This window comes from Geomicrobium sp. JCM 19037 (genome assembly GCF_000698105.1).
Classification (GTDB): Bacteria; Bacillota; Bacilli; order Bacillales; family Marinococcaceae; genus Geomicrobium_A.
This window is the reverse complement of the sequence record NZ_BAWZ01000054.1, coordinates 1-22716: the sequence shown is the minus strand read 5'-3', so window position 1 is coordinate 22716 and position 22716 is coordinate 1. Positions and strand designations below refer to the sequence as shown.

The 22716-nt window shown below is 42.2% G+C and carries 22 protein-coding genes and 3 pseudogenes; 6 read left to right on the top strand and 19 right to left on the bottom strand.

What is annotated here, in order from left to right; all coding sequences use genetic code 11:
- The 7 genes and pseudogenes from cas5c to JCM19037_RS20725 all read right to left on the bottom strand — a co-directional run.
- Positions 1 to 621: pseudogene (cas5c, locus tag JCM19037_RS20755) on the bottom strand (type I-C CRISPR-associated protein Cas5c); the annotation flags it as partial.
- Between the two features lie 383 nt (positions 622 to 1004).
- Positions 1005 to 3485, bottom strand: a complete 2481-nt coding sequence (cas3, locus tag JCM19037_RS20750) for a CRISPR-associated helicase Cas3' (protein ID WP_238544844.1) — start codon at positions 3483 to 3485, stop codon at positions 1005 to 1007.
- 106 nt (positions 3486 to 3591) lie between these two features.
- On the bottom strand, positions 3592 to 4026 hold the full coding sequence (locus tag JCM19037_RS20745) for a D-glucuronyl C5-epimerase family protein (protein ID WP_042404309.1): 435 nt from the start codon (positions 4024 to 4026) through the stop codon (positions 3592 to 3594).
- An 8-nt stretch (positions 4027 to 4034) separates the two neighbouring features.
- Positions 4035 to 4313, bottom strand: coding sequence for a D-glucuronyl C5-epimerase family protein (locus JCM19037_RS20740; protein WP_042404307.1), 279 nt, complete (start codon positions 4311 to 4313; stop codon positions 4035 to 4037).
- Positions 4314 to 4384: 71 nt separating this feature from the next.
- Positions 4385 to 4612, bottom strand: coding sequence for a hypothetical protein (locus JCM19037_RS20735; protein ID WP_042404306.1), 228 nt, complete (start codon positions 4610 to 4612; stop codon positions 4385 to 4387).
- Positions 4613 to 4708: 96 nt separating this feature from the next.
- Entirely contained in the window at positions 4709 to 5668 is a 960-nt protein-coding gene (locus tag JCM19037_RS20730; RefSeq protein WP_042404304.1) for a dTDP-glucose 4,6-dehydratase, read from the bottom strand.
- Positions 5669 to 5682: 14 nt separating this feature from the next.
- Complete coding sequence (locus tag JCM19037_RS20725) at positions 5683 to 6438, bottom strand: SDR family NAD(P)-dependent oxidoreductase (protein ID WP_042404303.1); 756 nt, start codon at positions 6436 to 6438, stop codon at positions 5683 to 5685.
- Between the two features lie 348 nt (positions 6439 to 6786).
- Here JCM19037_RS20725 and wecB point away from each other — a divergent pair, with 348 nt between their 5' ends.
- Together wecB and JCM19037_RS25315 are read left to right on the top strand one after the other, a co-directional pair.
- Entirely contained in the window at positions 6787 to 7671 is an 885-nt protein-coding gene (wecB, locus tag JCM19037_RS20720) for a non-hydrolyzing UDP-N-acetylglucosamine 2-epimerase (RefSeq protein ID WP_307189901.1), read from the top strand.
- Between the two features lie 73 nt (positions 7672 to 7744).
- Complete coding sequence (locus JCM19037_RS25315; RefSeq protein ID WP_152549170.1) at positions 7745 to 7888, top strand: lmo0937 family membrane protein; 144 nt, start codon at positions 7745 to 7747, stop codon at positions 7886 to 7888.
- Between the two features lie 49 nt (positions 7889 to 7937).
- Here JCM19037_RS25315 and JCM19037_RS20715 read toward each other — a convergent pair whose 3' ends face one another.
- The 9 genes from JCM19037_RS20715 to JCM19037_RS30375 all read right to left on the bottom strand — a co-directional run bounded on the left by JCM19037_RS20715 (position 7938) and on the right by JCM19037_RS30375 (position 15115).
- Positions 7938 to 8939 carry a glycosyltransferase gene (locus JCM19037_RS20715; protein ID WP_042404300.1) on the bottom strand — a complete coding sequence of 334 codons (1002 nt, stop codon included), beginning with the start codon at positions 8937 to 8939 and terminating at the stop codon, positions 7938 to 7940.
- 1 nt (position 8940) lies between these two features.
- Complete coding sequence (locus tag JCM19037_RS20710) at positions 8941 to 10194, bottom strand: glycosyltransferase (protein ID WP_238544843.1); 1254 nt, start codon at positions 10192 to 10194, stop codon at positions 8941 to 8943.
- Between the two features lie 167 nt (positions 10195 to 10361).
- Positions 10362 to 11267, bottom strand: coding sequence for a hypothetical protein (locus JCM19037_RS20705; protein WP_042404298.1), 906 nt, complete (start codon positions 11265 to 11267; stop codon positions 10362 to 10364).
- A 177-nt stretch (positions 11268 to 11444) separates the two neighbouring features.
- A complete protein-coding gene (locus JCM19037_RS20700) occupies positions 11445 to 12446 on the bottom strand; it encodes a cell wall metabolism sensor histidine kinase WalK (protein WP_042404296.1) in 1002 nt (333 codons plus the stop codon).
- The gene (locus JCM19037_RS20695) at positions 12443 to 12796 is read right to left on the bottom strand and encodes a hypothetical protein (protein WP_042404294.1); all 354 of its coding nucleotides are present in this window, start codon (positions 12794 to 12796) and stop codon (positions 12443 to 12445) included. The genes JCM19037_RS20700 and JCM19037_RS20695 overlap by 4 nt, the downstream gene beginning before the upstream one ends.
- The gene (locus JCM19037_RS20690) at positions 12786 to 13490 is read right to left on the bottom strand and encodes a response regulator transcription factor (RefSeq protein ID WP_042404293.1); all 705 of its coding nucleotides are present in this window, start codon (positions 13488 to 13490) and stop codon (positions 12786 to 12788) included. Before JCM19037_RS20690 ends, JCM19037_RS20695 begins: the two co-directional genes overlap by 11 nt.
- A 150-nt stretch (positions 13491 to 13640) precedes the next feature.
- Complete coding sequence (locus JCM19037_RS20685; RefSeq protein WP_152549169.1) at positions 13641 to 14006, bottom strand: rhodanese-like domain-containing protein; 366 nt, start codon at positions 14004 to 14006, stop codon at positions 13641 to 13643.
- Positions 14007 to 14024: 18 nt separating this feature from the next.
- Positions 14025 to 14924: an AI-2E family transporter gene (locus tag JCM19037_RS20680; RefSeq protein WP_373901381.1), complete on the bottom strand. Its 900-nt coding sequence runs from the start codon at positions 14922 to 14924 to the stop codon at positions 14025 to 14027.
- A complete protein-coding gene (locus JCM19037_RS30375; protein WP_373901379.1) occupies positions 14888 to 15115 on the bottom strand; it encodes a hypothetical protein in 228 nt (75 codons plus the stop codon). The genes JCM19037_RS20680 and JCM19037_RS30375 overlap by 37 nt, the downstream gene beginning before the upstream one ends.
- 199 nt (positions 15116 to 15314) lie before the next feature.
- Between JCM19037_RS30375 and JCM19037_RS20675 the strand changes: the two genes are divergently transcribed.
- The 3 genes and pseudogenes from JCM19037_RS20675 (at position 15315) to JCM19037_RS29680 (ending at position 18451) form a co-directional block, all read left to right on the top strand.
- Positions 15315 to 16391 carry a TAXI family TRAP transporter solute-binding subunit gene (locus tag JCM19037_RS20675; RefSeq protein ID WP_042404292.1) on the top strand — a complete coding sequence of 359 codons (1077 nt, stop codon included), beginning with the start codon at positions 15315 to 15317 and terminating at the stop codon, positions 16389 to 16391.
- 625 nt (positions 16392 to 17016) lie between these two features.
- A pseudogene (locus JCM19037_RS30370) lies at positions 17017 to 18107 on the top strand (TRAP transporter permease).
- Positions 18092 to 18451, top strand: a complete 360-nt coding sequence (locus tag JCM19037_RS29680; protein ID WP_307189898.1) for a DUF3394 domain-containing protein — start codon at positions 18092 to 18094, stop codon at positions 18449 to 18451. The pseudogene JCM19037_RS30370 and the gene JCM19037_RS29680 overlap by 16 nt, the downstream one beginning before the upstream one ends.
- Positions 18452 to 18560: 109 nt before the next feature.
- On the opposite strand, the gene JCM19037_RS20665 is transcribed toward JCM19037_RS29680, so the two are convergent.
- The 3 genes from JCM19037_RS20665 to JCM19037_RS20660 form a co-directional block, all read right to left on the bottom strand.
- Positions 18561 to 19124, bottom strand: a complete 564-nt coding sequence (locus JCM19037_RS20665) for a MurR/RpiR family transcriptional regulator (RefSeq protein WP_307189897.1) — start codon at positions 19122 to 19124, stop codon at positions 18561 to 18563.
- Between the two features lie 13 nt (positions 19125 to 19137).
- On the bottom strand, positions 19138 to 19359 hold the full coding sequence (locus tag JCM19037_RS29675) for a MurR/RpiR family transcriptional regulator (protein ID WP_307189896.1): 222 nt from the start codon (positions 19357 to 19359) through the stop codon (positions 19138 to 19140).
- Between the two features lie 117 nt (positions 19360 to 19476).
- Positions 19477 to 20745 (bottom strand): aspartate aminotransferase family protein, encoded by a 1269-nt coding sequence (locus JCM19037_RS20660; RefSeq protein WP_307189895.1) that lies wholly within the window; start codon positions 20743 to 20745, stop codon positions 19477 to 19479.
- A gap of 365 nt (positions 20746 to 21110) precedes the next feature.
- On the opposite strand from JCM19037_RS20660, the pseudogene JCM19037_RS20655 reads away from it, so the two are divergent.
- Positions 21111 to 22303: pseudogene (locus tag JCM19037_RS20655) on the top strand (KamA family radical SAM protein).
- Positions 22304 to 22716 lie beyond the last annotated feature (413 nt).

The following is a 22716-nucleotide window of genomic DNA, read 5'->3' as shown; positions in this document are numbered from 1 at the left end:
TTATTTTTACATTCATGAGGTTTATCAAATTTAATGCGACCATTTATCATATCAACTTGCCATAGTCTGACTTCTAATTGATTCCTACCTGTTTCATCGGGATAATTAAAACCATGCACCATAGTCCCTAATTTGTGAATGCCACTTTTATCATAACTGCCTGCCCCACTTCCAAACTTGCATGGTTCAACATACCCTTGACATTCGCGAGTACCTAGAAAAATATCTCTTCTTCCCCCAGCTTTTAATGAACGTTGTAGTATATTAAAAATGTTTTCCCTCATTGCGATCATATTCTAACTCAGGTCGATTGTAGTTAAATTTAAAATGTGCTTTTACTTGATACCGAACCCCTTTCAAATATGTGTAGCTAACCAAATCGTTATCTCCTGTGTAATCAACAGGGCGAATCCCTTTTGACTCCATTTCAATTACATTCATGACTCGAACTTCATCAATATAATAAATGATCGTTGGTTTCCAATAAATGGACATGCATATCCCTTTGAGTGCTTCATATGTGGGAACGCTATAGGACAACTTTTCCCCTCCAATTTTTGTAAGTGGATCAGTAAAAAGCGCATAGTCACCGTAAACTTCAAATTCTATTTGATTTTTCATAACTCACCTCTTATTCCAACGCCTTTTAAATAATAAAGGCGTTGGTTAGATTAAAACTTGATAAAGCGCCAAATTGACTCTCCCACTACTTTAATCAGCAATCCCAGTGTAATTTTGCCTAAAGTATGCTTAATACCTTGATTCAATAATCAACCTCCATTTTGTTGTTCTCAATACATCTAATGTGTAAATAGAATATTTGTGCCGATTACTTTCATTAAATTAATCATATTAATTCTTGAACTTGTAAATACATTTAGTTCTTAATTTTTATGGCAAAACATATTAATGTCACATCATTATTTCGTACCTTATTGGTACGTGGATTGAAATAAGAATTAATATGACTAATTTTAAAGTTTTTGTTTTGTGGGTAGTTGAGGTTAGTACATTAATTCTCTCAACTCCCCATCACCTTTCAAGTCAAGACCATACTCATCACTGTACCAATTCTCACGTAATTCAAAGAATGCTTCGTTAAGATGAGGTATAATTGCATTTCCATTTTTCAAAATTTTTAATTCATATTCCGAAACATTGATTGAGTATTGTTGCGATCGCTTTAATGTAATTGCCAATTCATCAATTTTTTTACCGCCTCCTAAATCAGCTATAATTCCTTTACCACCAGCACTTTCATTTCCATACGGAACTATGATTGAAATTGTTTTTTGATTAATTGCTTCAAAATTTTTAGCAGCTGTAGTCATGCTACTTTTCTGGATTAACGGAAAGCTCTCTATATTATTTAAATTATATTCATTAATAAACCCATTTAAATCGGTATTAATTGTAATGCTCGTCATTGTTAATTCATACTTTTTTATAGTGTAGTTAAAAACCCCTTTTCTTTCTTCATAAAATTTCTCAAAAAATTCTCTCATTGCTATTTCCCCAAACAAATTATGCTGATAACATGATGGTCGCTTAATATAATACCTTATCATTCGTTTAGAAATCGCCTTACCAACTTTGACATCGATTAACTTGTCTAACTCTTCTTCCGAATGGTCAATAACAAAAACATCTCTACTATCATCATTTCCATTTCTATTACAACGACCTGCTGCTTGAGCAATAGAGTCTAAGCCTGTAAGAGATCGAATAACACACTTGAAATCTACATCCACGCCCGCTTCTATCAGAGCTGTTGTAACACATACAAACGGAGTATTATATTCGAGCATTTTCTTTATTTCTTCTAACTGATCTTTACGATGTGCTGGACACATTGATGTACTTAGATGAAAGACTTGAATGTTTTCACTTTTTAACTTTCCATATAATTCCTTAACTACGCGCTTAGTATTAAGAATGATTAAAGTACTACCCCAATCTTTAATGCTTTCCCTTATCCACACTACGAGTGATTCGTTATTCATTTGCTGTTTAGTCTTATCCACTACATTAACGCGTTTAAAAGATTCTTCAATCGCTGGTGAATTATTTATGATTTCATCATTTTCATTTTTCATCAGTTTATATGCAATGTCTCCCAAAGTCGGTTGGGTCGCCGTGCAAAGTAAAATGCTAGAATTGGCTTTTTGATGTAGAAAATTAACTGCTTCATTAAATAATGACAAGCAATGTAAAGGGACCCTTTGAACTTCATCAAAAATAATAATTGAGTTGCTAAAATTGTGTAATCGCCTCGTATTTCGATTTCCTTTCGCATAGAACACATTTAAAAACTGGACCATGGTCGTAAAAATAATCGACGCTGAGAAATCTTCGGCAGAGAGTTTAAGCTTCTGTTTTTTTGTTAAGTGCCCGTCTTTAAATTCATCGCCACGGTCACCTGCATCCCATACGGATTCATCAATAAGGTTTGAATGGTATTCTAATAGATCGTCTGTCGCATCAAGACGGTCTCGAACTTCCTGATCATTTTGTTCAATAATCGTCGTGTAAGGGACGATGTAAATGATTCGATCTTTTTTAAATTGCATAGCATGTTTCAACGCATAACGAAGGCTTGCGAGTGTTTTCCCGCCACCGGTAGGAATGGATAGTGTAAAGATTCCAGAAGGTTTCCTCGCGTACTCATCACACTGATCGGACATTCCTCTTCTAAGTACATTAATGGGCTCATCCCCATTGTCTTTATGTTTGAGCGATTCAAGATATTGCATCAACGTATAGTAATAGCGATTAAACTCTGGATTTACATCTGTAGTTATCGTTGAAGAAATGCCTAGTTCAAAAGCTCTTGTATTCGTGCGGTCCGCATCGACCAAGCAACTAAAAACAAACTTCGTAATAAAAAAGCTTCCGTCAATCGCATATACGCCAAGTTGCTCAAGTTCTTCTACAGCTTTTACCACATAAGCCTCAAACTCAATCTCGCTCATCACTTCTTCATAGAAACGTTGTTTAACTTGTTCGTACTGAGGTAACGTTTCTTTTGTAATGCGTTTTAAAAATTGGGATTCATATTCAGGCGTAACGTAATCATGAAGATTACCATGATGAGAAATAATGGCATTTCCAACAATTTCTACAAGCAACTTTTCGTGAGATGAGCTTTCTTTTTGGTAATATTTCTCATAAAGGAGTTTTCCACCTGCGGTTGCATGATCAACGTCCCCTCTTTGCAAAATTGATTTCTCAGGTTCAAAAACCGCTTGATATAAATAAAGTTGAAAGTCATCACTATACTTCCCTAAATCATGAAGCAGTCCGGCTAAACCAGCCATGTATTTCATGTGTAACTTCGCCCCATGAGCTTCTGCTAAACCCTTTGTTTCCATTAAATGATCTCGTACGCACTGATCTTTTTTATCTGTTTCTCGATAATGAGCAACGAACATCGAATCCTCCGATAATTCTTTTGACCTATTAACATGGTTCTGTTTTTTTGGCATAACACCTCCTAAAATTCTACAATTTATTTTAATTTTTGATAAATTATGATGATGTTTACGTAACCAGCGTAGCGAAAGCCGGTTACGTAAATGCCACTTGATGAACCTACACTCCCCCGCTCTTCCCTTGCAAGTACCCTTTCCAACGGTGAAGTGTGGTTTCGAATTCATCGTCTTGATGGATGGAGTTTAGTGCTTCTAGTAGATGAATATGGGTAATGTGATATCCCCACTTTGCAATGTTTGGCCCTCCTGATGCGGCGGTATAGTGGGTCAAATCGTAAGCGGTACGGTTTCCTAGATCATAAAGTGGTAACATTCGTTTGAGTGTACGCATTCCTGACTGGAACAGGTGATGAGCGTCTTCTTGATTGGAAGCGGTGTGCAAATCATAAAGCCCAATTAAAGAGAACATGAACCCATTTAAAATAAAACTTGATGGCGTTGTGGGGCACTCTTCATAAAAGTCATACGTTCCCTCAAACTGAGCACGCACGCCGCCTTCAGCAACGGTTTTTTGAAAGAGTGGAACGACGCGCACGGCTGCGTCTAAAAACCTTGATCATCCGTCAAAAGTGTTGCTCGGCTTAACACGGACAATGCCATCCCTAAACCGATTGCAGAATACCACGGGGCACGAAGGGTGGAGACGCGATGAGGAAGAAAAGGATGGTCAAATGTATACGCCCACCCTCCAAGCTCATCTTGATAGTCGACGAGCCAGTTGGCAACGAGTAAGAATTTTTCGCGGCATTCTTTGGCGTTGTTCAGTAAATACAAACTGTAATTTTGTAGTCCGTACAATGAGATTGTTGAAGGATTGTACACCGATTTACTACCGTGACTCGTTGTCGGTATACCCGCTGCATCAAAGGTTACTGCCCAATTTTCAACTCGGCTTAAGTCGTATCGAAAATAGTTCCCTCTCGTTTCATAAGGGCAATCGTTCGTATTTTTCCGTTCGTTAGACGGATGTCAAGCAGTCGTTCTCGACTCCAAAATGTTTTTTCTGTATTAAATGCTTGTTCGATCATTTGATAAGGCACATAGTATTCGCCATCAATGAACAATCCATCTGCTTCCCATTGCTCGTGTATTGAAACGCGAATGTTCGCTTTATCGGCCATAACAAAAACCCCTTTCTAAATAGCATACGCAATCAAAGGGGTTGTGGACGTGCATTCGTCAGGGGAGATGAACATATTTCTTGAAAAATGGGTAAATTACGTGTGCTTCTTCACCCAGTCAGCGCACGCCTTGATGCCATCTTGGAAGGTGGTCTTTTCATAATCTCCAATCATCGCTTTAAGCTTCGCTCTTGAACCACGGTGGTCCCTCACGTCTGCTTTTCGATCTGGCTTTTTTTCGATCTGGCCTGAGTAATTCATGACTTTCGCTATCGATTGAATGACTTCTTCAATCGATAATTGTTGGTCAGTAGTAATGTTCACCGTCTCTCCTGCTTCAATCTTTTCGTATACGTTTAGGACGAGTTGAACTGTATCTTTCACGTACACAAAGTCTCGCGTTTGTTTACCCGAACCGTGAATTTCCGGCGCTTCATTCAGCAATATTTTTCGGATGGTTAACGGGATGACACCAGCGAGAGGGCCGTCAGCATTTTGTCTCGGCCCGTAATTGTTAAACGGGCGGACGATAAACGCATCCAAATCAAACATCTGTACATACGATCGGATCATAAGGTCTGCAGCTGCTTTTCCAGCAGCATAGGTGGTCGTTGGAAGAAGCGGATGTTGTTCATCCATCGGTTCATATTGCGCAGTTCCATAGGCTTCAGAAGAAGAGAAATGACAAAGCGTCTCAAAAGCCTGTTTTCGTTGAAGTTCTAGCAGACTTTTAATGACAACAACATTCGTTAAATACGCGTTGGCAGGATTCATAAATGAGTAGTTTAATGCTTTCGTTGCACAGTTGAATACGATGTTAATTTCGTGTTTTTCAATCAAGTACTCCAATGCTTCTTGGTTTTCTGCGTCATCGATGACAAACGTTGCTCCTCGTTTGATGGCCTGTTCGATGTTTGCTCGTTGTCCAATAAAAAGATTATCGATAATGACAACGTGTGCCGCGTCATCTAGTAGACGATCAACAAGATGACTGCCGATAAATCCAGCTCCTCCGACAATGAGAATATTTTTTCCGATTAGTGGTGCTCTTTTCATACTTTCACTTCCTTTCAAATATTTGAACGAGATTGGCCCCCATCAACAGGGATCGTATTTCCGACAATCCAAGTGGCTTGTTCAGATGCAGCAAATAGTACGACACTCGCAATGTCAGGGGGCGTACCGATTCTTCCTGCCGGGATTTTCGCTTTCGCATAATTTTTAAGGAAGTCTGGATCGTTCGTGACCCGTTTTGTCCATTCCTCATTTGGGTGATACACTGCGCCTGGAGCGACGCCACAAACCCGTACGTTTTTTGCGATTGCTTCGGTACTAAACGCTTTTGTAAAGCTAATCAACGCTGCTTTGGCTGCATTATATGACGGGTTTCCTCCTGATTCTCTACCGTAAATTGAGGCCACATTCACAATCACTCCACCACCGTTCGTTTCCATCTCGCTCGCTGTGAGCTTTGACAGATGAAGGGGTGCGATATAGTTGATTTGCAGCGCTTGTTCAAAAGATTGCACGGGCGTATTCATGACCGTACTACCGATGCTCGCCCCTGCATTATTTACGAGAATATCAATGGTCCCTTGCTCACGAATAAATGTTTCGATTAAACGTTCCCGATCGTCATACGACGAAAGGTCGCACACATAATGAGATGCGCCGATATCCTTCGCAACCGTTACTAAGTCTCGCTCGTTTCTTGCCGACACCCCGACAGTTGCCCCTTCGTGTATAAATGCTTCGGCAATCGCTTTACCAATTCCGCGAGAGCCTCCGGTTACGAGTACTTTTTTTCCTTTTACATTGAGTTCCATATACACCTCTCCAAAAACGTAGTCTCATGACTATATGATGAGCAGGCTTATTCCATACAACGGACGAAAAAACTAAAGGAATGCTTCATTAAAATAGACATATATTTTCTACAGAGAATCGAGGTACGGAAAGAAATTGGAGGGCGATTGTAGTGAAAATTATGACGGTCGTTGGGGCAAGGCTCAATTTATTAAGTCCGGTGTGTTATCGCGCTTATTGGAACAAGATGAAGACTTTCAAGAAATCGTTGTTCACACTGGTCAACATTATGATCCGCTAATGTCGGACGTATTTTTTAAACAGCTCGCTTTAAAAAACCGACGTACCAGCTTGCGATTGGTTCAGGAATGCACGGTGCGCAAACAGCAAGAATGATGATTGAAATTGAAAAACTCATGTACCGAGAGAAACCTGACATGATGCTCGTATACGGAGATACGAATTCTACGCTGGCAGGTGCGGTGACCGCCGCGAAACATCACGTGCCAATTGTCCACGTCGAAGCCGGACTTCGCAGTTTTAATCGGCAGATGCCAGAAGAAATCAATCGTGTCATTACCGACCATTTATCCACGCTGTTATTTTGCCCGACAGATGAAGCGGTGAGGTTGTTGAAAAAAGAAGGCATTACCAATGGGGTTTATCAGACCGGTGATATCATGTACGACGCCGTGCTTTATTACAAGGACGATGCGGCAAAGTCCGACGTGCTCGCTCTCCAAAAGCTAAACGCAGGCAAGTATTATTTAGCAACCGTACACCGTGCAGAAAATACCGATGACCCTAAGCGGTTAGCGGCGATTTTGGATGCGTTTGAAACCCTTGATGCACCTGTACTCTTTCCGCTACATCCACGAACGAGAAAGAAAATCGACAGCATCGGCCTGCGCTCTTGTGAGCAACGGAAAAACATGATTGCTATTCACCCTCTCAGCTATTTCGATCTCCTACAAGCAGCTGCATCAGCTAAAGGAATATTAACGGATTCAGGTGGTCTTCAAAAAGAAGCCTTTATGCTAAAAGTACCATGTGTGACGTTACGAGAAGAAACCGAATGGAAAGAGACGGTGACAGCAAAATGGAACACACTCGTCACCCCTGACTCACAAACGAAAATATCCGAGGCGGTCTCCCGTTTGCAAAAGCCTGCGAAACACCCGAGTCTCTATGGAGAAGGAAATGCCGCCGAGCAGATGGTGCAACATATGAAGTCATGGACCCAACACGGGTAGCGCATAAAGGACAAACCGCTTCTCATATACATGAAAAAGGATTGAAGCCAGTAGAAACAGGGAGGAATTCGCGATGTTATGGACACTCGTCGGCATCATTATCATCTTGTGGCTTCTTGGGTTTGGATTTGAGGTTGGTGGGAATCTCATCCACATACTTCTCGTTGTTGCCCTCGTCGTCGCTTTGTTTAACCTCATTGGCGGACGAAGAGTTTAGCCGCTTGAAGTTGGGAGACTTGCCGTCATCGGCAAGTCTTTCTTTTTTGTTAGAGTGATTCGTACACTTGGATGTAACGATTTGCTACAACGTCTGGATGGTGATGGCGGACTACATAGTCACGTCCCGCAACCCCTAATTCTTTCCAGCTGTCTGGAGCTAATAGAAGCTTCTCTAACTCTTTAGCCAACGTGTCAGGATTGGCGTTCACAATTGGAAAATCATCGGGGTAGTGGTCTCTTACATCCGATCGAATGAAACAAATGACCGGTTTACCAAGAGCCATCGCTTCTGTCGACAAATAACCCGGTGCACCAATAAGCAATTGATCAATGACAATGTCTGCTTGAGCAAGACGTTTTTTTGTGTCTGCATGGGTCGATCCTTCTAACAGTTGAAAGTCAAAATCAAAGCCTGCTTGCTTGAGCTTCTCCATTGTCTCCATCACAACCGCTGTACCTTTCAACACACGACTCGTCGGAGCATGCACAATAAGAGGACGTTTTTTGGCTGAAGGGTAGTTCGGCGATAGCAAATCCGTGTCCAATGTATGAGGGACGACATGCACATGGGGGTACGTATTTTGAATATAGCCTTTTAACTCGTAATCTTGCACGAAAGCGTGGTCGATATATTCAGCTAATTTCTTCGTGTTGTTCTCGATTTTTTCTTCTGTCCATTCTGGCTTTATTTTCACATAAGGATTGTTTCTTTGAGCTAAGGAAGCTTTGCGAATATCCGACCCGTGATGATGAACGACCATCTTCTTTCCAGCTGCTCGAATGAGCTCCAAATCACTGCGGTCCTGAAAAAACGACTCTCCAAAATGGAAATGGAACACATCAAACTGTTGTATTGCCTCACGTAAATAGTCCGCAATACGTGAACGGTGTGTGTCCCTGTGAGTGTTTTGCAACTGCAAACATACATCCGGCTCAAAATGAAATGGGTGACCTTGAAAATGGCAAGATACCGCTTCAACACCTTTTCGTTTTAGTGCATCGCAAAGAGCAATCATCGGATATCCATACGGAATGTGTAGCACACGCATACTACTTAACCTCCTCGTTTAAAAGTGACCGATAAACCGCCAATAAACGGTCTTCCATTCTTCCCCAACAAAAAGACACTTCCATGATGCGTCTCGCATTTTCACTCAATTGATTAAGCATTTGTGAATCGTTATACAGCTGAAGAAAGGCATCGCGGTAATCTTCTGCAGATGCTTGTTTTTTGTGAATAACGGTCCCACATCTGTACTTTTCAAGAAAAGCCGCAAGATCATCACTTTCATTTACAACGACAGGCACCCCGTTCGTTAAATAGCTAAAGAATTTATTCGGCATGGCATATCGCTCATTCAGTGACGCATCGAGTCCATCTGAGTCAATCCAACCGATGTGAACATCTTTCATGTGCTCATGAATGTGAGCATAATCAACCCAACCTGTGAAGGTAATCACATCTACAAGATGACTAGGAATTTCAAGATGCTCATTAAATCGCGTGCCTCCTAATATCTTAAATTGAAAGGGCATCTCTTTTGCACAAAGTTCAGAAATGGCCTTTATTTTTTCCCAATTGCCTTTTCGGTTACTTAAATTGCCTTCAAAGCAGACCGTTAATCGGTCGGTCACCTTCGTGTTGGCAGGAGTATAATCGGTAAGCGGGGGAGAATTATAGATCACTTCTACAGGCACAGTCGGCTTCTTTGATTGATACCACTGCTTAATGGAATCCGATACGGTAATAATTTGGTCGACCTCATCCAACATCAACAGTAGCTTTTCATAGAGGTTCTTCTTTGTCGCTTCAGGATAGCGTTCACTTAACGGGTCCGGTGTCAGCTCATGGCTATCGTAAATGAGCTTAACCTTTTTTCCTTTATGTTCAAGCATTTTCCGCTTAATCCCTACCCCTGCAAACAGTGACAAATATTCATGAACATGATAGACGTCTGCATTCTCTTTGAGTGCGAGTTGGGTCAAGGGGTTTTGAAACGCCTGGTCCCAAACACTAGCGTCCTTTAATACTTTACTTAAATGATGTTTGCAACTTTCTGCATGATAAGTGACGATTTTGATTCCTTCATACGTGAACACTTTGTTTAAGTAATGCTTTTTATAAGGCGTTCCATCCACACCAAACAAATACCCTTGTTTCCGCGGGACGATCATCGTTACTTGATAGCCTTTCTTTTGCAAACTCTTTGCTTCTTTACGAAAAACTCGGGCATCTTGAAATGGATGTTCGACAACAACCATGCACACTTTTTTCATACCATTCTCCTTCTCTCTATCATTCAATATCTTCGTTCTCCTTATCCTATGGACTTGTTCTGTTTTTGCATCCTCATTGCTCCTATGTCTTTTAACTATTTTTTTGTAGGGGGAAACAGCACCTTCCAGTCGTTTCATGAGCCCCTTCACCAACCCATTAAAAAACGAGCTCGTCGTAAGACGGCTCGTTCCCTTTACTTTGTATTACTAAGTGATTCGACGAACTGCTGAAGTTCCTCAACTTCTACTGCAGGATCTTCTGGATACAAACTATAATATAGCCCTTCTTCCTCCCAAGATAGTGCATACCCTCCAGGAATTTCCCAAACAGAAATTGGAACAAACGATTCAAATGAATTAACTTGGTCGTTTTCGTGAAGATACTCATTCTCTTCTTCTGCAATCGTTAAAATCATATAGGGTGATAAATCAAGGAAATATTCTAGTGTCACTTCTGTAGAATATTGATACATCTCTCGTAAATCAATCGCTTCATGATCTGAATGGATGCGCACAGGTTGCCCAAACATCGCTTCTACTTCATCCTTTGATATCGTCTGGTCTGCTACATCGGTATAGATGACTTCAGCGGTATCTGGATACTTCAGATTAAACGGATCTTCATCCCAATCTGGGTTTTCGTCATAGACGAGCGCTTCTGTTTGCAAACCACCACGTTCCCAACGTAGAATCACCCACGTCGACTGATCCACCCATAGTCTAAACGATTCTTCTCCATCCATTTGCAATTCGTATGTATCCCGACCGAGAATCGTTTCTTCTCCAGCGACACGAAAATCAAGCTGTTCAATGTCCTCTAAATCGTAAACATCATTCAAGTAATTGACCTCAGCTGGAGGAGATCCTTGGTTTTCGGAAATAAGAACTAACTCTTCTTCTTCCATATACGTAATGCTCTCGTCGGCACTTTCAACCGTTTTACTCACACCTAGACTTTCATGTATATCCATTCGATATGCTTCTTCATTACGCCACTCTTTGAGAAGAATCGTTTCCTCGAACTCATCCATCGTAAATGTGATTTCTGTTTCTAAATAGTAAGAAGTCGGTGTTTTGCTACTGTCTGTTACGTTGGACAATATCTCTTGTGGGGGTGTAACTGCACAACTGGCCAATAAAAATGATGCAAAAGTGCCACGCTATACACGAGTTGTTTTTTCATAGGGATTCCTCCTTTTTTTCGAATGTGGAAACGAGCATCGTCCCGTACCCATCTACAGGAATGAACTTGATCTCGCCACCGTGTTGCTTCGTAATCATACTTGCGACACTGAGCCAAGTCCTGAATGTTGACCTTGTTCTTTCGTACGACTCGAATCGCTCTGATAGAATGGCTCAAAAATCCGATTCGCTTCTACCATGTCGATGGTTTCTCCTTCATTTTGAACAATGAGCACACCAAAATGTTGAAAATCGATGTCAACTTGCGTGAAAAGCCACTCCGGTAGTTGACCGGCATCTTGAAAAAGCAGATGGATCTCTCCTCCTATCGGGGTATGGCGAATCGCATTAGAAACTAAATTGTCGACGAGGCGCATCATATGATTCACATGTACGTCGTATGATCCGCTCATATTCACTTGTTTGTTTAGTGTGATTTGTTTGCTCGCACAAAGTTCATCGTAACCGTCGGTGAGCATCTCAAAAAACTCATCACCGTCTATCGTAACTTTGCGTTCCTTTACTGTATCGCTTTTGAGCAAGTTAAACGTATGCAAGTCTTCAATCAGCTGTTGCATATGAAGGGACTTCTTTCGAATCGTAGCCAAATACTTCTCTTTCGTCTTAGGCTCTAGTTCCCGCTCTTGAAGTGATTCCGTGTAGGCTAAAACCGATGTGAGTGGCGTCCTTAAGTCGTGAGAAAGTGCTGCAGTCATCGTTTCTTTCTCTTTTTGCTCTTGCTGCACCCGTTTACGCGCTTCATACGTCTCTTGCTTCATTTGTTCAAAATGCTGAATGAGCTCTCCAATTTCATCTCTTTTCTTGTATAAAATGCTTTCGGAGCTGTCCACATGTTTGGCAAAGCGATCCATATCCACTCTAAGCGCTTGAATTGGCTTGTTTATTCTACGATTCAACACGAACCAAATGAGCGCACTCATGAATAAGACAACAACGACACTCGCCCCAAATACGAGCGTTGACCGAGATTGAACGTAAGCAAGACGCTCCGTTCTTGGGATACTCACCTCAAAAAACCCAACAATCTCATCATTAACAAACACCGGCTCTTTCATATGAAAGTGTGAATACGTCATCTCTGCGTCGTATAAGCTTCATAGATCGAAGGCATCGCTTCTCGTTGTGTACCCGCGCGCACAGGGTTCGTTTGATGGACAATATAACCATCCTCTCGATACAGCGTGATGTCAGCAACCCCTTCAACATCTTCTTCAATCCCCTCATGAGCACGGTAATCAAACGTGTACAATTCCGGATCTGTCAAATAGTCTCGCACATCCTGATACTGTGAAACGAGTTCCAAATATTCATTGAGGCTTTGCTGTTCATTCCAAGCCGTAAGAATGCTATAAATCGCATAAATAACGACAGCAGGCAAGACCATGACGACGAAAAAGGACAAGAAGAGCCATGTCCTAATTTTCATTCTGGACGTCTCCAACGAAGCGATAGCCACTTCCCCAAACCGTCTCAATATATTTCGGATTTTTTTTATCTTCGTTCAATTTATCCCGAAGACCTTTCATATGAACGGTCACCGTTTGTTCATCCTCACACTCTTCGTGCCAGACGAGCTTGTAAATTTCTTTTTTCGTAAACATTTTGTTTGGAAATTGCAAAAACAGATACAGAATCTCGAATTCTTTCGGCGTTAAAGACACAACCGCACCATCTTTAGTTAACTCATTTTCCTCAGGGTACAGCTTATAGCGCGTTCCGAAACGAATATACGCTGGAGACTTTTGTTTGCGCCATTGTCGGTGTCTACGCAATTGCGCTTGTACGCGAGCGGATAATTCATGTAATGAAAAAGGCTTTGTTATGTAATCGTCGGCACCTAAATGTAAGCCGCGAACTTTATCATCATCTTCTGCTTTCGCACTAAGAATAAGGAGTGGGATATCGCTTTTAAGACGAATGCGTTGACAAAGGTCAAACCCGCTCAGCTCTGGGATCATAAGGTCAATAATCGCCAAGTGATAGTCCCCTTGTTCAAAGTCTTGTAAACCTTCCTTACCCGTTGAAGCAACCGTCACATAGTGCCCTTTGGCTTGCAGGTGGTCGCGTATAATAAAGGCAATCTCTTGGTCGTCTTCTACGACTAGAATGTTCGTCTCCATCAATATCCTTCCTATCTATAGCTTTGTTTTGCCTATATATTATACGACATTTTCCAACATTCAACATCCATTATTTAGAAGTTTTTTCGTGTTAGAACAAAAAGAAAAACATCGCATTCCACTTGTGCGAAATGCGATGCGCCTCTACAATCATGTGCGATATAACTCTTTTGTTTCCTTAATTCGCTTTTCTTCTCCTGTCTTTAACTCGCCATCCCAAGTGAGCATACCCCCAGAGAAGTTGACGACACGTTCAAAACCATTTTCCCTCGCAAATTTCGCGACATTTTGGCTACGTCGACCGCTTCGACAGATGAATACGTGCGTTTTTTCCTTGTCCATTTCTTCAATACGCTCAGGTACTTCCGACATTGGCAAAAGCGGCACACCAGGAATGTGCCCTTCCTCATACTCATCAGGTTCACGAATATCAACAATAACGGTTTCTTCATCTTTTACTGCTTTTTCCATTTCTTCAACGTCCCATTGAGGGATGCCTTCTTCTTCTGTCCTCAAATTACTCAACTCCTTATATTAGTCATCATGTGCTTCTTTGTAACGAAGACGCACTAAACGATACGTATGGCTCACAATTACTTTAAGCACAGCGTACGTCGGAACCGCGAGTAACATCCCAATTAATCCCGCGAAATTGGCTGCAATTAAGAGAATGAAGATAACGGTAATTGGATGTAACGCAAGCTTTCTTCCCATCACTTGTGGGGATATAAATAAACTTTCAAACTGTTGAATCAAAACGACTGCACCTACGACGAGCAGTGCCGTGAACCAGCCGTCAAACAAAGCAACAATAACACCTGGAGCCGTTCCAATCCATGGACCAATAAACGGTATTAAATTCGTAAGCATCGCAATAATGGCCAAGATGAGCGAATACTCTACCCCAATAATGACATAGGCGATATACACGAGCACCCCAACACAAAAGCTTACGATGATCTGTCCTTGAATAAAATTCGCAAGCGCACCGTCCATATCAGAAAGCACACGCTTTCCTTCCGTTCTCTGTTTAGATGGAAGAAAACGAAGCAAAAATTGTGGTGCTTTCTCTCCCTCTTTTAACATGTAAAACAAAATAAAGGGAACGAGACCTATGACAATGACGGCGTTGGTGATGGCACCTATAAAACCTACCACATTACTACCAATATCAGAGAGCTCATTCGTCAAGTAATTCCCTACATTTTGAATGATCTCTTCCAAATTAAACGAATTGTTCTCGTAAAATCTCTGCATCAAATCACTTTGCATAAAGTCATTGTAAAAGTTTTGGGCCTGATTAATAAACCGTGGCAGCATATCAACTAAGCTATTGAACTGCCGTTGAATTTCTGGACCAACTAAAATGACTGCGAGGGTCAACAGACCAATAAACGCTAAGTAAATAATCGCAATGGCGAGCACCTTCGGCATTTTTTTGCCAGCAACTTCACGACCGGTCGGAATAAATAGAACAGCACACCCGACAGCGCAATCGGTGCAAAAATGGTTTGGACGAGAATGACCAACGGTGTAAAAATAAAATCAACGAGAGTACTTAAATAAATGATCAAGAGAATTAGAGCAACTGCATAACCAATGCGAAAATACTTACCTGTAGGCATCCCGGCCATCACTCCATTTGCTATATAAGTATCGTGGCTCACTTGTTCTACCATTATACGGAAAACCGACTAGCTTCACAAACATTTGCTAAGTCTGAGTCCGACTTATTATATTTCTAAAACTTTGACAATAGTCGCATTTTTTGATTAAATAGATAAGGATATACAAACATACAATCATAAATAGGGGGATCTTAACATGAAGAAATCGAAGCGTATTTTGGTTTCAGGTGTTTTCGTATCTGCACTTGCTTTTGCGGCAGCTTGCGACAGTGACATCGATCCAGATTCAGTAGATGAAGGTGATCTTGACGGTGGCGCTGAAACCGATGATTCAGAAACAGATGATGACACCGATGATACTGACGATACAGAGGAAGCAACTGGAGATGGAACAGCTCTACAAATCGGGACCGGTTCAACTGGTGGAACGTATTATGCGCTTGGTGCAGAAATGGCAAACGTCATCTCTGACAATGCTGAAGGCATCACAGTCAACTCTGTAACCACTGGTGCATCGTTAGAGAACATTGCACGAATTGAGCAAGGCGAATTAGATCTTGGTATGAGTGTACACATTCCAGCACTTGACGCCATTGACGGTGTTGGTGATTTCGAAGAGCCTGGTCCGCAAGAGGATTTCGGCTATATGGGGTATATTTATCCTGAGACGAATCAAATCGCTGTAGCTGCGGATAGCGGCATTGAGACGATCGCTGACTTGGAAGGCATGACCGTTAACATTGGCCCACCCAACTCTGCTTCTCAAGCTGCTTCCCTTCTAATTCTAGAGGCTTATGGTCTTGAAGAAGGTGACTACGAAGCGTTAGAAGAAGGCTTCGGTGACGGTGCGGATATGCTCCAAGACGGCAATATTGATGCAACATTCGGTTTATTAGGACTACCGGCTGAGAATATTGAAGAACTAGCCAGTCAAATTGATGTAGACCTTCTTTCGATTAGTGACGAAGCACTTGATGCGATTGAACAAGACAGTGCTTATGAGCGAATTGTCATTCCAGCTGGAACGTATGAGTTCCAAGATGAAGACGTTAATGCCATTGCAGCTTATGCCGTTCTAATCGGTTCGATGTCGAACCTAGACGAAGACACTGGCTACGAAGTGACTCGAGCACTTTACGAGAACGCATCTTCAATCACCCACAGCCAAGGTGAGCATATGGAAGATGAAGATAACTTGTTGTTAGGTAGCGAAGGTTTACCAATGCACCCAGGTGCTGAGAGATACTTTGAAGAAGCAGGGTTGTTAAACTAATCTTATGATTTAGGGCCGAGCAAGTCTTTGCTCGGTCTCTCTTTATACTTAATGCATATGCACACGAAGGTGGTGTCCATAATATGTCAACAGATCAAGTTCAAGGCGATGTAATTGATGAAAAGCAGAAACAAGAGCTTATCCAAAAATACGACCGCGAATCGAATGTGCGTCAAAACCTCGGAAAGTGGATATGGATTGCCGCCATCATCGGGATATCACTCACTTCATTTCACTTATACACCGGTCTAAGAGGAACATTTGGTTCTTTAATGCAAGGTGCGGTTCACCTCGGTAGTGGACTCGCACTCATTTATATTCTTTATCCGATTAACCGTAAAGCAAGTAAAAAGATTGGCGTTCCGTTTTATGACGCAATACTTGCACTAGCGTCTTTATATTGCTGTTTTTATATTGTTTGGAATTATGATTACTTAACGTCAGCAGTGCTATTTGGCTTTTCCACTCATGACCAAATTGTTGCACTCGCTGCCATTCTCTTATTGCTCGAAGCGACACGCCGGGCCGTAGGAATGCCGATCGTCATCATAGCAGTGCTTGCCATGCTTTACGGTGTGTACGGTTCTGCGAGTTGGCTCGGAGTATTCTCTCACCCTGGGTTTACGTGGGAGCAATGGCCACACGACTCTTCTTTACGACCGAGTCTATTTTTGGAACACCGATTCAAGTATCTTCCACGTTTATCTACTTGTTCCTTTTGTTTGGGGTTTTACTTGTTAGAACGAATATCGGTCAGTTCTTTAATGATATTGCTTTTCGTCTAACAGGGAGATATACAGGAGGGACTGCAAAAGCCGCTGTTGTTGCGAGCGGTATGCAAGGAATGGTGACGGGTAGTTCAGTCGCCAACACAGTTGGGTCTGGATCTTTTACGATTCCAATGATGAAGCGAGCCGGTTTCAGACCTGAGTTTGCTGGTGCTGCCGAAGCCTCTGCATCAACCGGTGGTCAAATTATGCCACCGATTATGGGGCAGCTGCCTTTATTATGGCTGGGTACGTTGGCATTCCTTACAGCGAGCTCATTATTTACGCGCTCATTCCAGCACTTCTCTATTTTCTTGGCGTATTCTTAGGCGTTCACTTTGAAGCGAAGAAACAAGGGATCGTTGGGTTACCGGTTTCGGAACTGCCGACTGTTCGTTCCTTTATCACTCGAATGGATATGATTTTGCCGTTAGTTACCATTATCGGCTTGATGCTCATTGGTTACACCCCTACATATGCTGCACTTTGGGGTATTCTTGCTGCGTTTGTCATTAGCTTGTTACGAAAAGAAACACGCCCGACACTGCTCGGGACCCTTGATATTATGGAAAAAGCAGCTCGCACTGCCGTGCCCGTTATTGCCGCATGTGCGACTGCAGGGATTATCGTTGGGATTGTTGTTTTCACAGGGCTTGGGGGCGTTCTTGCTCGCGGTATTCTTGTACTTGCTAGCGGCAACTTCTTCCTCGTTCTTTTCTTGACGATGATTGCTTGTATTATTCTCGGGATGGGTCTACCGACGACGGCGAACTACGTCGTTACAGCGACAGTTGCTGCTCCTGCAATTCTCTTGTTTGATGTTGAGCCGATTGCGGCACACATGTTTGTGTTCTATTTCGGAATTGTTGCAGACATCACGCCTCCGGTTTGTTTAGCCGCCTATGCCGGGGCGGTATCGCCAGGGGGAACCCGATGCGAACCGGTGTGACTGCCTTTAAGTTAGCAATTGCAGCCTTTATCATTCCGTATGTCTTTGTCATGAACCCGGTATTATTGCTCCAAGATTGGACATTCGCCACGTTGTTGCCGCCGTTAATTACTGCCATTATCGGTATGGTTGCCATCAGTGCAGCGATCATGAATTTCTTTATTGATCGGACAAAGATTCTAGAGCGATTTGCTCTTGTAACCGGTGGAATTATGGCTGTGTATCCGAACGATATTTGGATCTCGCTCGGGGGTATTGGCATCATTGCGATCATCGGTTTGATTCAGTATCTTAGAAAGAAAAACAATCAAACCCCAGGTCAAGCAGACACTGCTACTGCATAAAAATAACCAGTCGGATGGATGTCCGATTGGTTATTTTTATTTATGAAACACATCAAACGCGTCCCACAATTCTTCTAAACTCTCTAGTCGTCGTTCTACTTTTTCATGTTCAGATCTCGTTACTGCTGTTATCAGGCACTGACGATGCTTTGAGGTGCCGAAAATGAGTCAATAAAGGAGTTAATTTCTGTAGCTGCAAGTAATTTACGATCCCCATAGGAACTAGAGGAGATAGCATGTGGTCGGTAATGACGACCGTTTTTGCATCCTTTTGCTTTACATATTTCAATACTTCGACCGTACGCTTCGTATAACGGTTAAACCCAAATGCAATGACAAGGTCATCTTTTTGGATATCAATTAAGTGTTCTGGCACGCCGTCAGCGGAGCGAATCATCTCTGTGTTCTGCAAGACGAGATCCAAATAAAATTCCAAAAATAAACCGACACTCATTGCACTTCGGTAGGCAATGATATAGATCCGTTTTGCTTGAATAATGTCTTCAATGACCGCTTCAAATTCCTTCACATCAATTTGTTGTAACGTCGTACTCAAATTGTTAATGTCATCGGCTAACACTTCACGTAACGTGTCCACAGGCTCGTCTCCGTGCTCGGTCGTTGAAGCAAACACTTCTGCTGATGTCCATTTACGTTGAAGCGCCTCTTGCATATGCCGCTGTAAGTCAGGGTACCCTTTGTATTCTAAAAAAAAAGGCGAAACGCACGACTGTCGCTTCACCCACTTCTGCATTCTTTGCTAATTTAGATGCTGTCAGAAAGGGCGCTGTTTCTTGGTGATCAATTAGGTAGTTGGCGATCTTTAACTGTGATTTACTCATTTGATTTTGTTTGCTGATCATTTGTTCATATACATCGGCCAATACGCTCTCCCCTTCTTTTTGCAAAGCGCCCCCTCCCCTAGCGATCCATGATCGTTGGAAGAACTCTTTCATAAGCTTCCAGTGCTTGTTGCAGTGCATCGTCATCGTGAACGACTGACATGCTGTAACGATTGCCTGGTTTTACATAGACCCTTCGGAGAACAACGCGCGATCCAAGTCATTTCTAAATGCTGTATTTAAATGTTTTAAGCTTCGATAATTGGCTATGTCTTCTACATCAGTAAATAATACACTAAACATTGCACCTCTGCCAACTGTTTGGGCTGGAATGTTGTAAGACGCAAACAGTTGGCAGAGCGCTTGTTTGAATGTTTCAGTACGCTTTAGGAGACTGTTATATTGTTCATCAAGGACGTCAAGCGTCGCCAAGCCAGCTGCTAAAATCATTGGATGACCATTGTACGTACCGCTATGAAAGAGCGCCTTTGACGAGCGATCGGCATGTTGGTCGGCAAAAAAGTCGAACCCTGAAAGAGGAGAGGACAATTCCATAATCTCTGCCTTTCCACCTACGACGCCAAACGGAAACCCACCGCCAATTACTTTCCCCATCGTTGTGATGTCTGGTGTGATCCCGTAAACTGCTTGCGCACCACCCATACTTGAACGAAAGGCTGTTTTTACTTCATCAAAAATGAGGACGATGCCGAGTCGATTCGTTACTTCTCGCAGTTTCTTTATAAATTCGTGATGAGGCTCGATGATGCCGCCTTCAATCGGCTCAATAATAACCGCACCTAACTCATCTTTATGTTCAGTCAAAATCTGTTCGCAACTAACGGGATCATTGAAAGGGAGAACTATCGTATCGACGAGCCGCTCGTGATTCATGCCCCCAGAATCCGCTACAGAAAGAGGCGATGTGTGCGCACCTGCTTCACTTTCCGTAGGACTTACACTGACGAGCAAGGAATCAATTGCTCCGTGGTAATGACCTTCAAACTTGGCCACCTTATATTTGTTCGTGTACGCCATCGCTAGGCGTAATGCGAGGAGGTTGGCTTCTGTTCCAGAATTCGTATAGCGGACGCGTTCAACGGAGGGGAAGTAATGCTGTAGTCGCTCAGCAAAAGCGGCCTCCTTATCGTGGGGGGTGCCAAACAGCCACGTGCCGTCCTGTAGAAGTTGGTTTTCTATTGCTTTCTTAACTTGTGGGTGACCGTGACCGAGCATTAACGCACCGTATCCCATCAGAAAATCGATATATTCATGCCCGTCAAGGTCATACAGGCGGCAACCGTTCGCACGTTGAATCGTAATCGGATACGGAGCATAGTGTTTAATGTTTGCCGTCATTCCTCCTGGCATGACTCGTTTCGCTCTTTCCATATGCTGTTTAGACTTTTGTGTTTGTGCTTCATACGACAATCGTTCATTTGCAATACCCATGATCGTCCCCCATAACAAAATAATTTCATAAACAAAATAAAATGAATGATTTATTTCATTTTAAGCGATAACCGCAAAAATGTGAACCCATAATTTCATATGTTTATGATTTATGAAATATTCATTTCAAAAATAAGGAAGTATGCAAAAGGTTTGCGATGATTCAAAAGGTAAGCGATTGTCCATCAACGTGGTTTGTAGTCACTATTTAGGTCAATAAATTCCCCTTCACATTCGTTGTCACTATAGACATCTTCATCATGAAATTCTACTTTCACTTTTTATTATTTTGAATTTTTTTTATTCTTTTTTGACCTTTAGAATGACTCTTGTTATACTAATTTCACTGTATTTCACTACTAGAATTGGGGGATGTTTATGCACAGCCGAAATATATTACGAATATTGATAAAATTGCAGAGATTCCCGAAGCAGAACGAGAAAAACTTAAAAAGATTACAGACAAGTTTGTTTTCCGTGTTAATGATTACTATCTCGGTTTAATTGATTGGCAAGACCCAAATGACCCAATCAAAAACCTTGTCATCCCTAATGAACAAGAACTTTCTGAGTACGGACGCTGGGACGCCTCTGATGAGGATACAAATTACGTTGTCCCGGGATGTCAGCATAAATACGAAACGACTGCACTCCTCATTTGCTCTGAAGTGTGTGGGGCGTATTGTCGGTACTGTTTTAGAAAGCGCTTATTTAGAAATGATGTCAAAGAAGCGATGAACGATGTTGATCCTGGCCTTGAATACATTCGCAATCACCCTGAAATTAACAACGTGTTGCTCACAGGTGGAGACCCAATGATTCTTGCAACGAAAAAGCTTCGGTATATCATTGAGGAGCTTCGAGCAATTCCACACGTGAAGATCATCCGGATTGGTTCGAAATTGCCAGTATTCAACCCGATGAGAATATATGAAGATGAAGAACTACTCGCACTGTTCCGAGAGTATTCAACGCCAGAAAACCGCATTTACGTTATGGCCCACGTGAACCACCCCCGCGAGATTACTGAGGAAGCTAGAAAAGGTTCCAAGCGCTTCATGATGCGGGTGTAATTGTTGTGAACCAAACTCCAGTACTTAAAGGTATAAATGACAATCCTGACGACCTTGCCGAGTTGTTGGACAAACTTTCATGGGCGGGTGTCACCCCGTACTATTTCTTTATTAACCGGCCAGTTGCTGGAAACAACGATTTTGTGCTCACGTTAAAAGAAGCGTATGAAGCGGTGGAAGAGGCAAAAGCACGAACGAGCGGTCTCGGAAAGCGCATCCGTTTATCCATGAGCCATACATCTGGTAAAATAGAAATTCTAGCGATTGAAGACGGCAAAGCCTATCTTAAATATCACCAATCTCGTGACGGAAATTATGGGAAGTTTATGGTGTTAGATTGCCCTGACAACGCAGCTTGGTTTGATGACTTACCAGGGAACGAAGATTATTGGGAAATGCCGAAGAAGAAAGTATCGGAAGTCGCTTCTGTAAATGACATGTCTGACATGCCTGAACAGCGAAGAAAGCGTGTCCGCTCATCATAACGACAAAAAGGAGGGGCTATGCCCAAGGTCTTAGAAGAGACCTTGGGCATAGCCCCTTTTCCTATAAATAAATTCCATCACTTCAATCATTTACAGCTTTCCGGATATCTAAAACTAGTGTTTTTGTGCGGCCTGTAAAATGTTAAGTTCATCCGATTTCCCCTAAAATCTTAACCATAGTTGTTCTATGATAAGGTTATAGCCCTACACCTTGCTCGATGCATCGTATGAGTGATGCAATTTTGTGTATTGGCACCGCCCAAATCTCCGGAACCCCCGTGCTTAATGGGCGATCTAGTTCCAAAGATCAGTCGATTGGAATCAGATTCAGCACTTTAGCGAGAATAAACGGCAATCTTGTTCCAAAGCGAAGTTCATTGAGTCGCACGCCCTGCCCCAACACTGAGTTGAAA

Bases quoted from the DNA above. Each gene is read 5' to 3' on its own strand.
- cas3 (WP_238544844.1), bottom strand. From the start codon at position 3,485: ATGCCAAAAAAACAGAACCATGTTAATAGGTCAAAAGAATTATCGGAG.
- JCM19037_RS20735 (WP_042404306.1), bottom strand. From the start codon at position 4,612: ATGGCCGATAAAGCGAACATTCGCGTTTCAATACACGAGCAATGGGAA.
- JCM19037_RS20730 (WP_042404304.1), bottom strand. From the start codon at position 5,668: ATGAAAAGAGCACCACTAATCGGAAAAAATATTCTCATTGTCGGAGGA.
- JCM19037_RS20725 (WP_042404303.1), bottom strand. From the start codon at position 6,438: ATGGAACTCAATGTAAAAGGAAAAAAAGTACTCGTAACCGGAGGCTCT.
- wecB (WP_307189901.1), top strand. From the start codon at position 6,787: ATGCACGGTGCGCAAACAGCAAGAATGATGATTGAAATTGAAAAACTC.
- JCM19037_RS25315 (WP_152549170.1), top strand. From the start codon at position 7,745: ATGTTATGGACACTCGTCGGCATCATTATCATCTTGTGGCTTCTTGGG.
- JCM19037_RS20715 (WP_042404300.1), bottom strand. From the start codon at position 8,939: ATGCGTGTGCTACACATTCCGTATGGATATCCGATGATTGCTCTTTGC.
- JCM19037_RS20700 (WP_042404296.1), bottom strand. From the start codon at position 12,446: ATGACGTATTCACACTTTCATATGAAAGAGCCGGTGTTTGTTAATGAT.
- JCM19037_RS20695 (WP_042404294.1), bottom strand. From the start codon at position 12,796: ATGAAAATTAGGACATGGCTCTTCTTGTCCTTTTTCGTCGTCATGGTC.
- JCM19037_RS20690 (WP_042404293.1), bottom strand. From the start codon at position 13,490: ATGGAGACGAACATTCTAGTCGTAGAAGACGACCAAGAGATTGCCTTT.
- JCM19037_RS20680 (WP_373901381.1), bottom strand. From the start codon at position 14,924: ATGCCGAAGGTGCTCGCCATTGCGATTATTTACTTAGCGTTTATTGGT.
- JCM19037_RS30375 (WP_373901379.1), bottom strand. From the start codon at position 15,115: ATGCCTACAGGTAAGTATTTTCGCATTGGTTATGCAGTTGCTCTAATT.
- JCM19037_RS20675 (WP_042404292.1), top strand. From the start codon at position 15,315: ATGAAGAAATCGAAGCGTATTTTGGTTTCAGGTGTTTTCGTATCTGCA.
- JCM19037_RS29680 (WP_307189898.1), top strand. From the start codon at position 18,092: ATGCGAACCGGTGTGACTGCCTTTAAGTTAGCAATTGCAGCCTTTATC.
- JCM19037_RS20665 (WP_307189897.1), bottom strand. From the start codon at position 19,124: ATGCAAGAGGCGCTTCAACGTAAATGGACATCAGCAGAAGTGTTTGCT.
- JCM19037_RS20660 (WP_307189895.1), bottom strand. From the start codon at position 20,745: ATGGGTATTGCAAATGAACGATTGTCGTATGAAGCACAAACACAAAAG.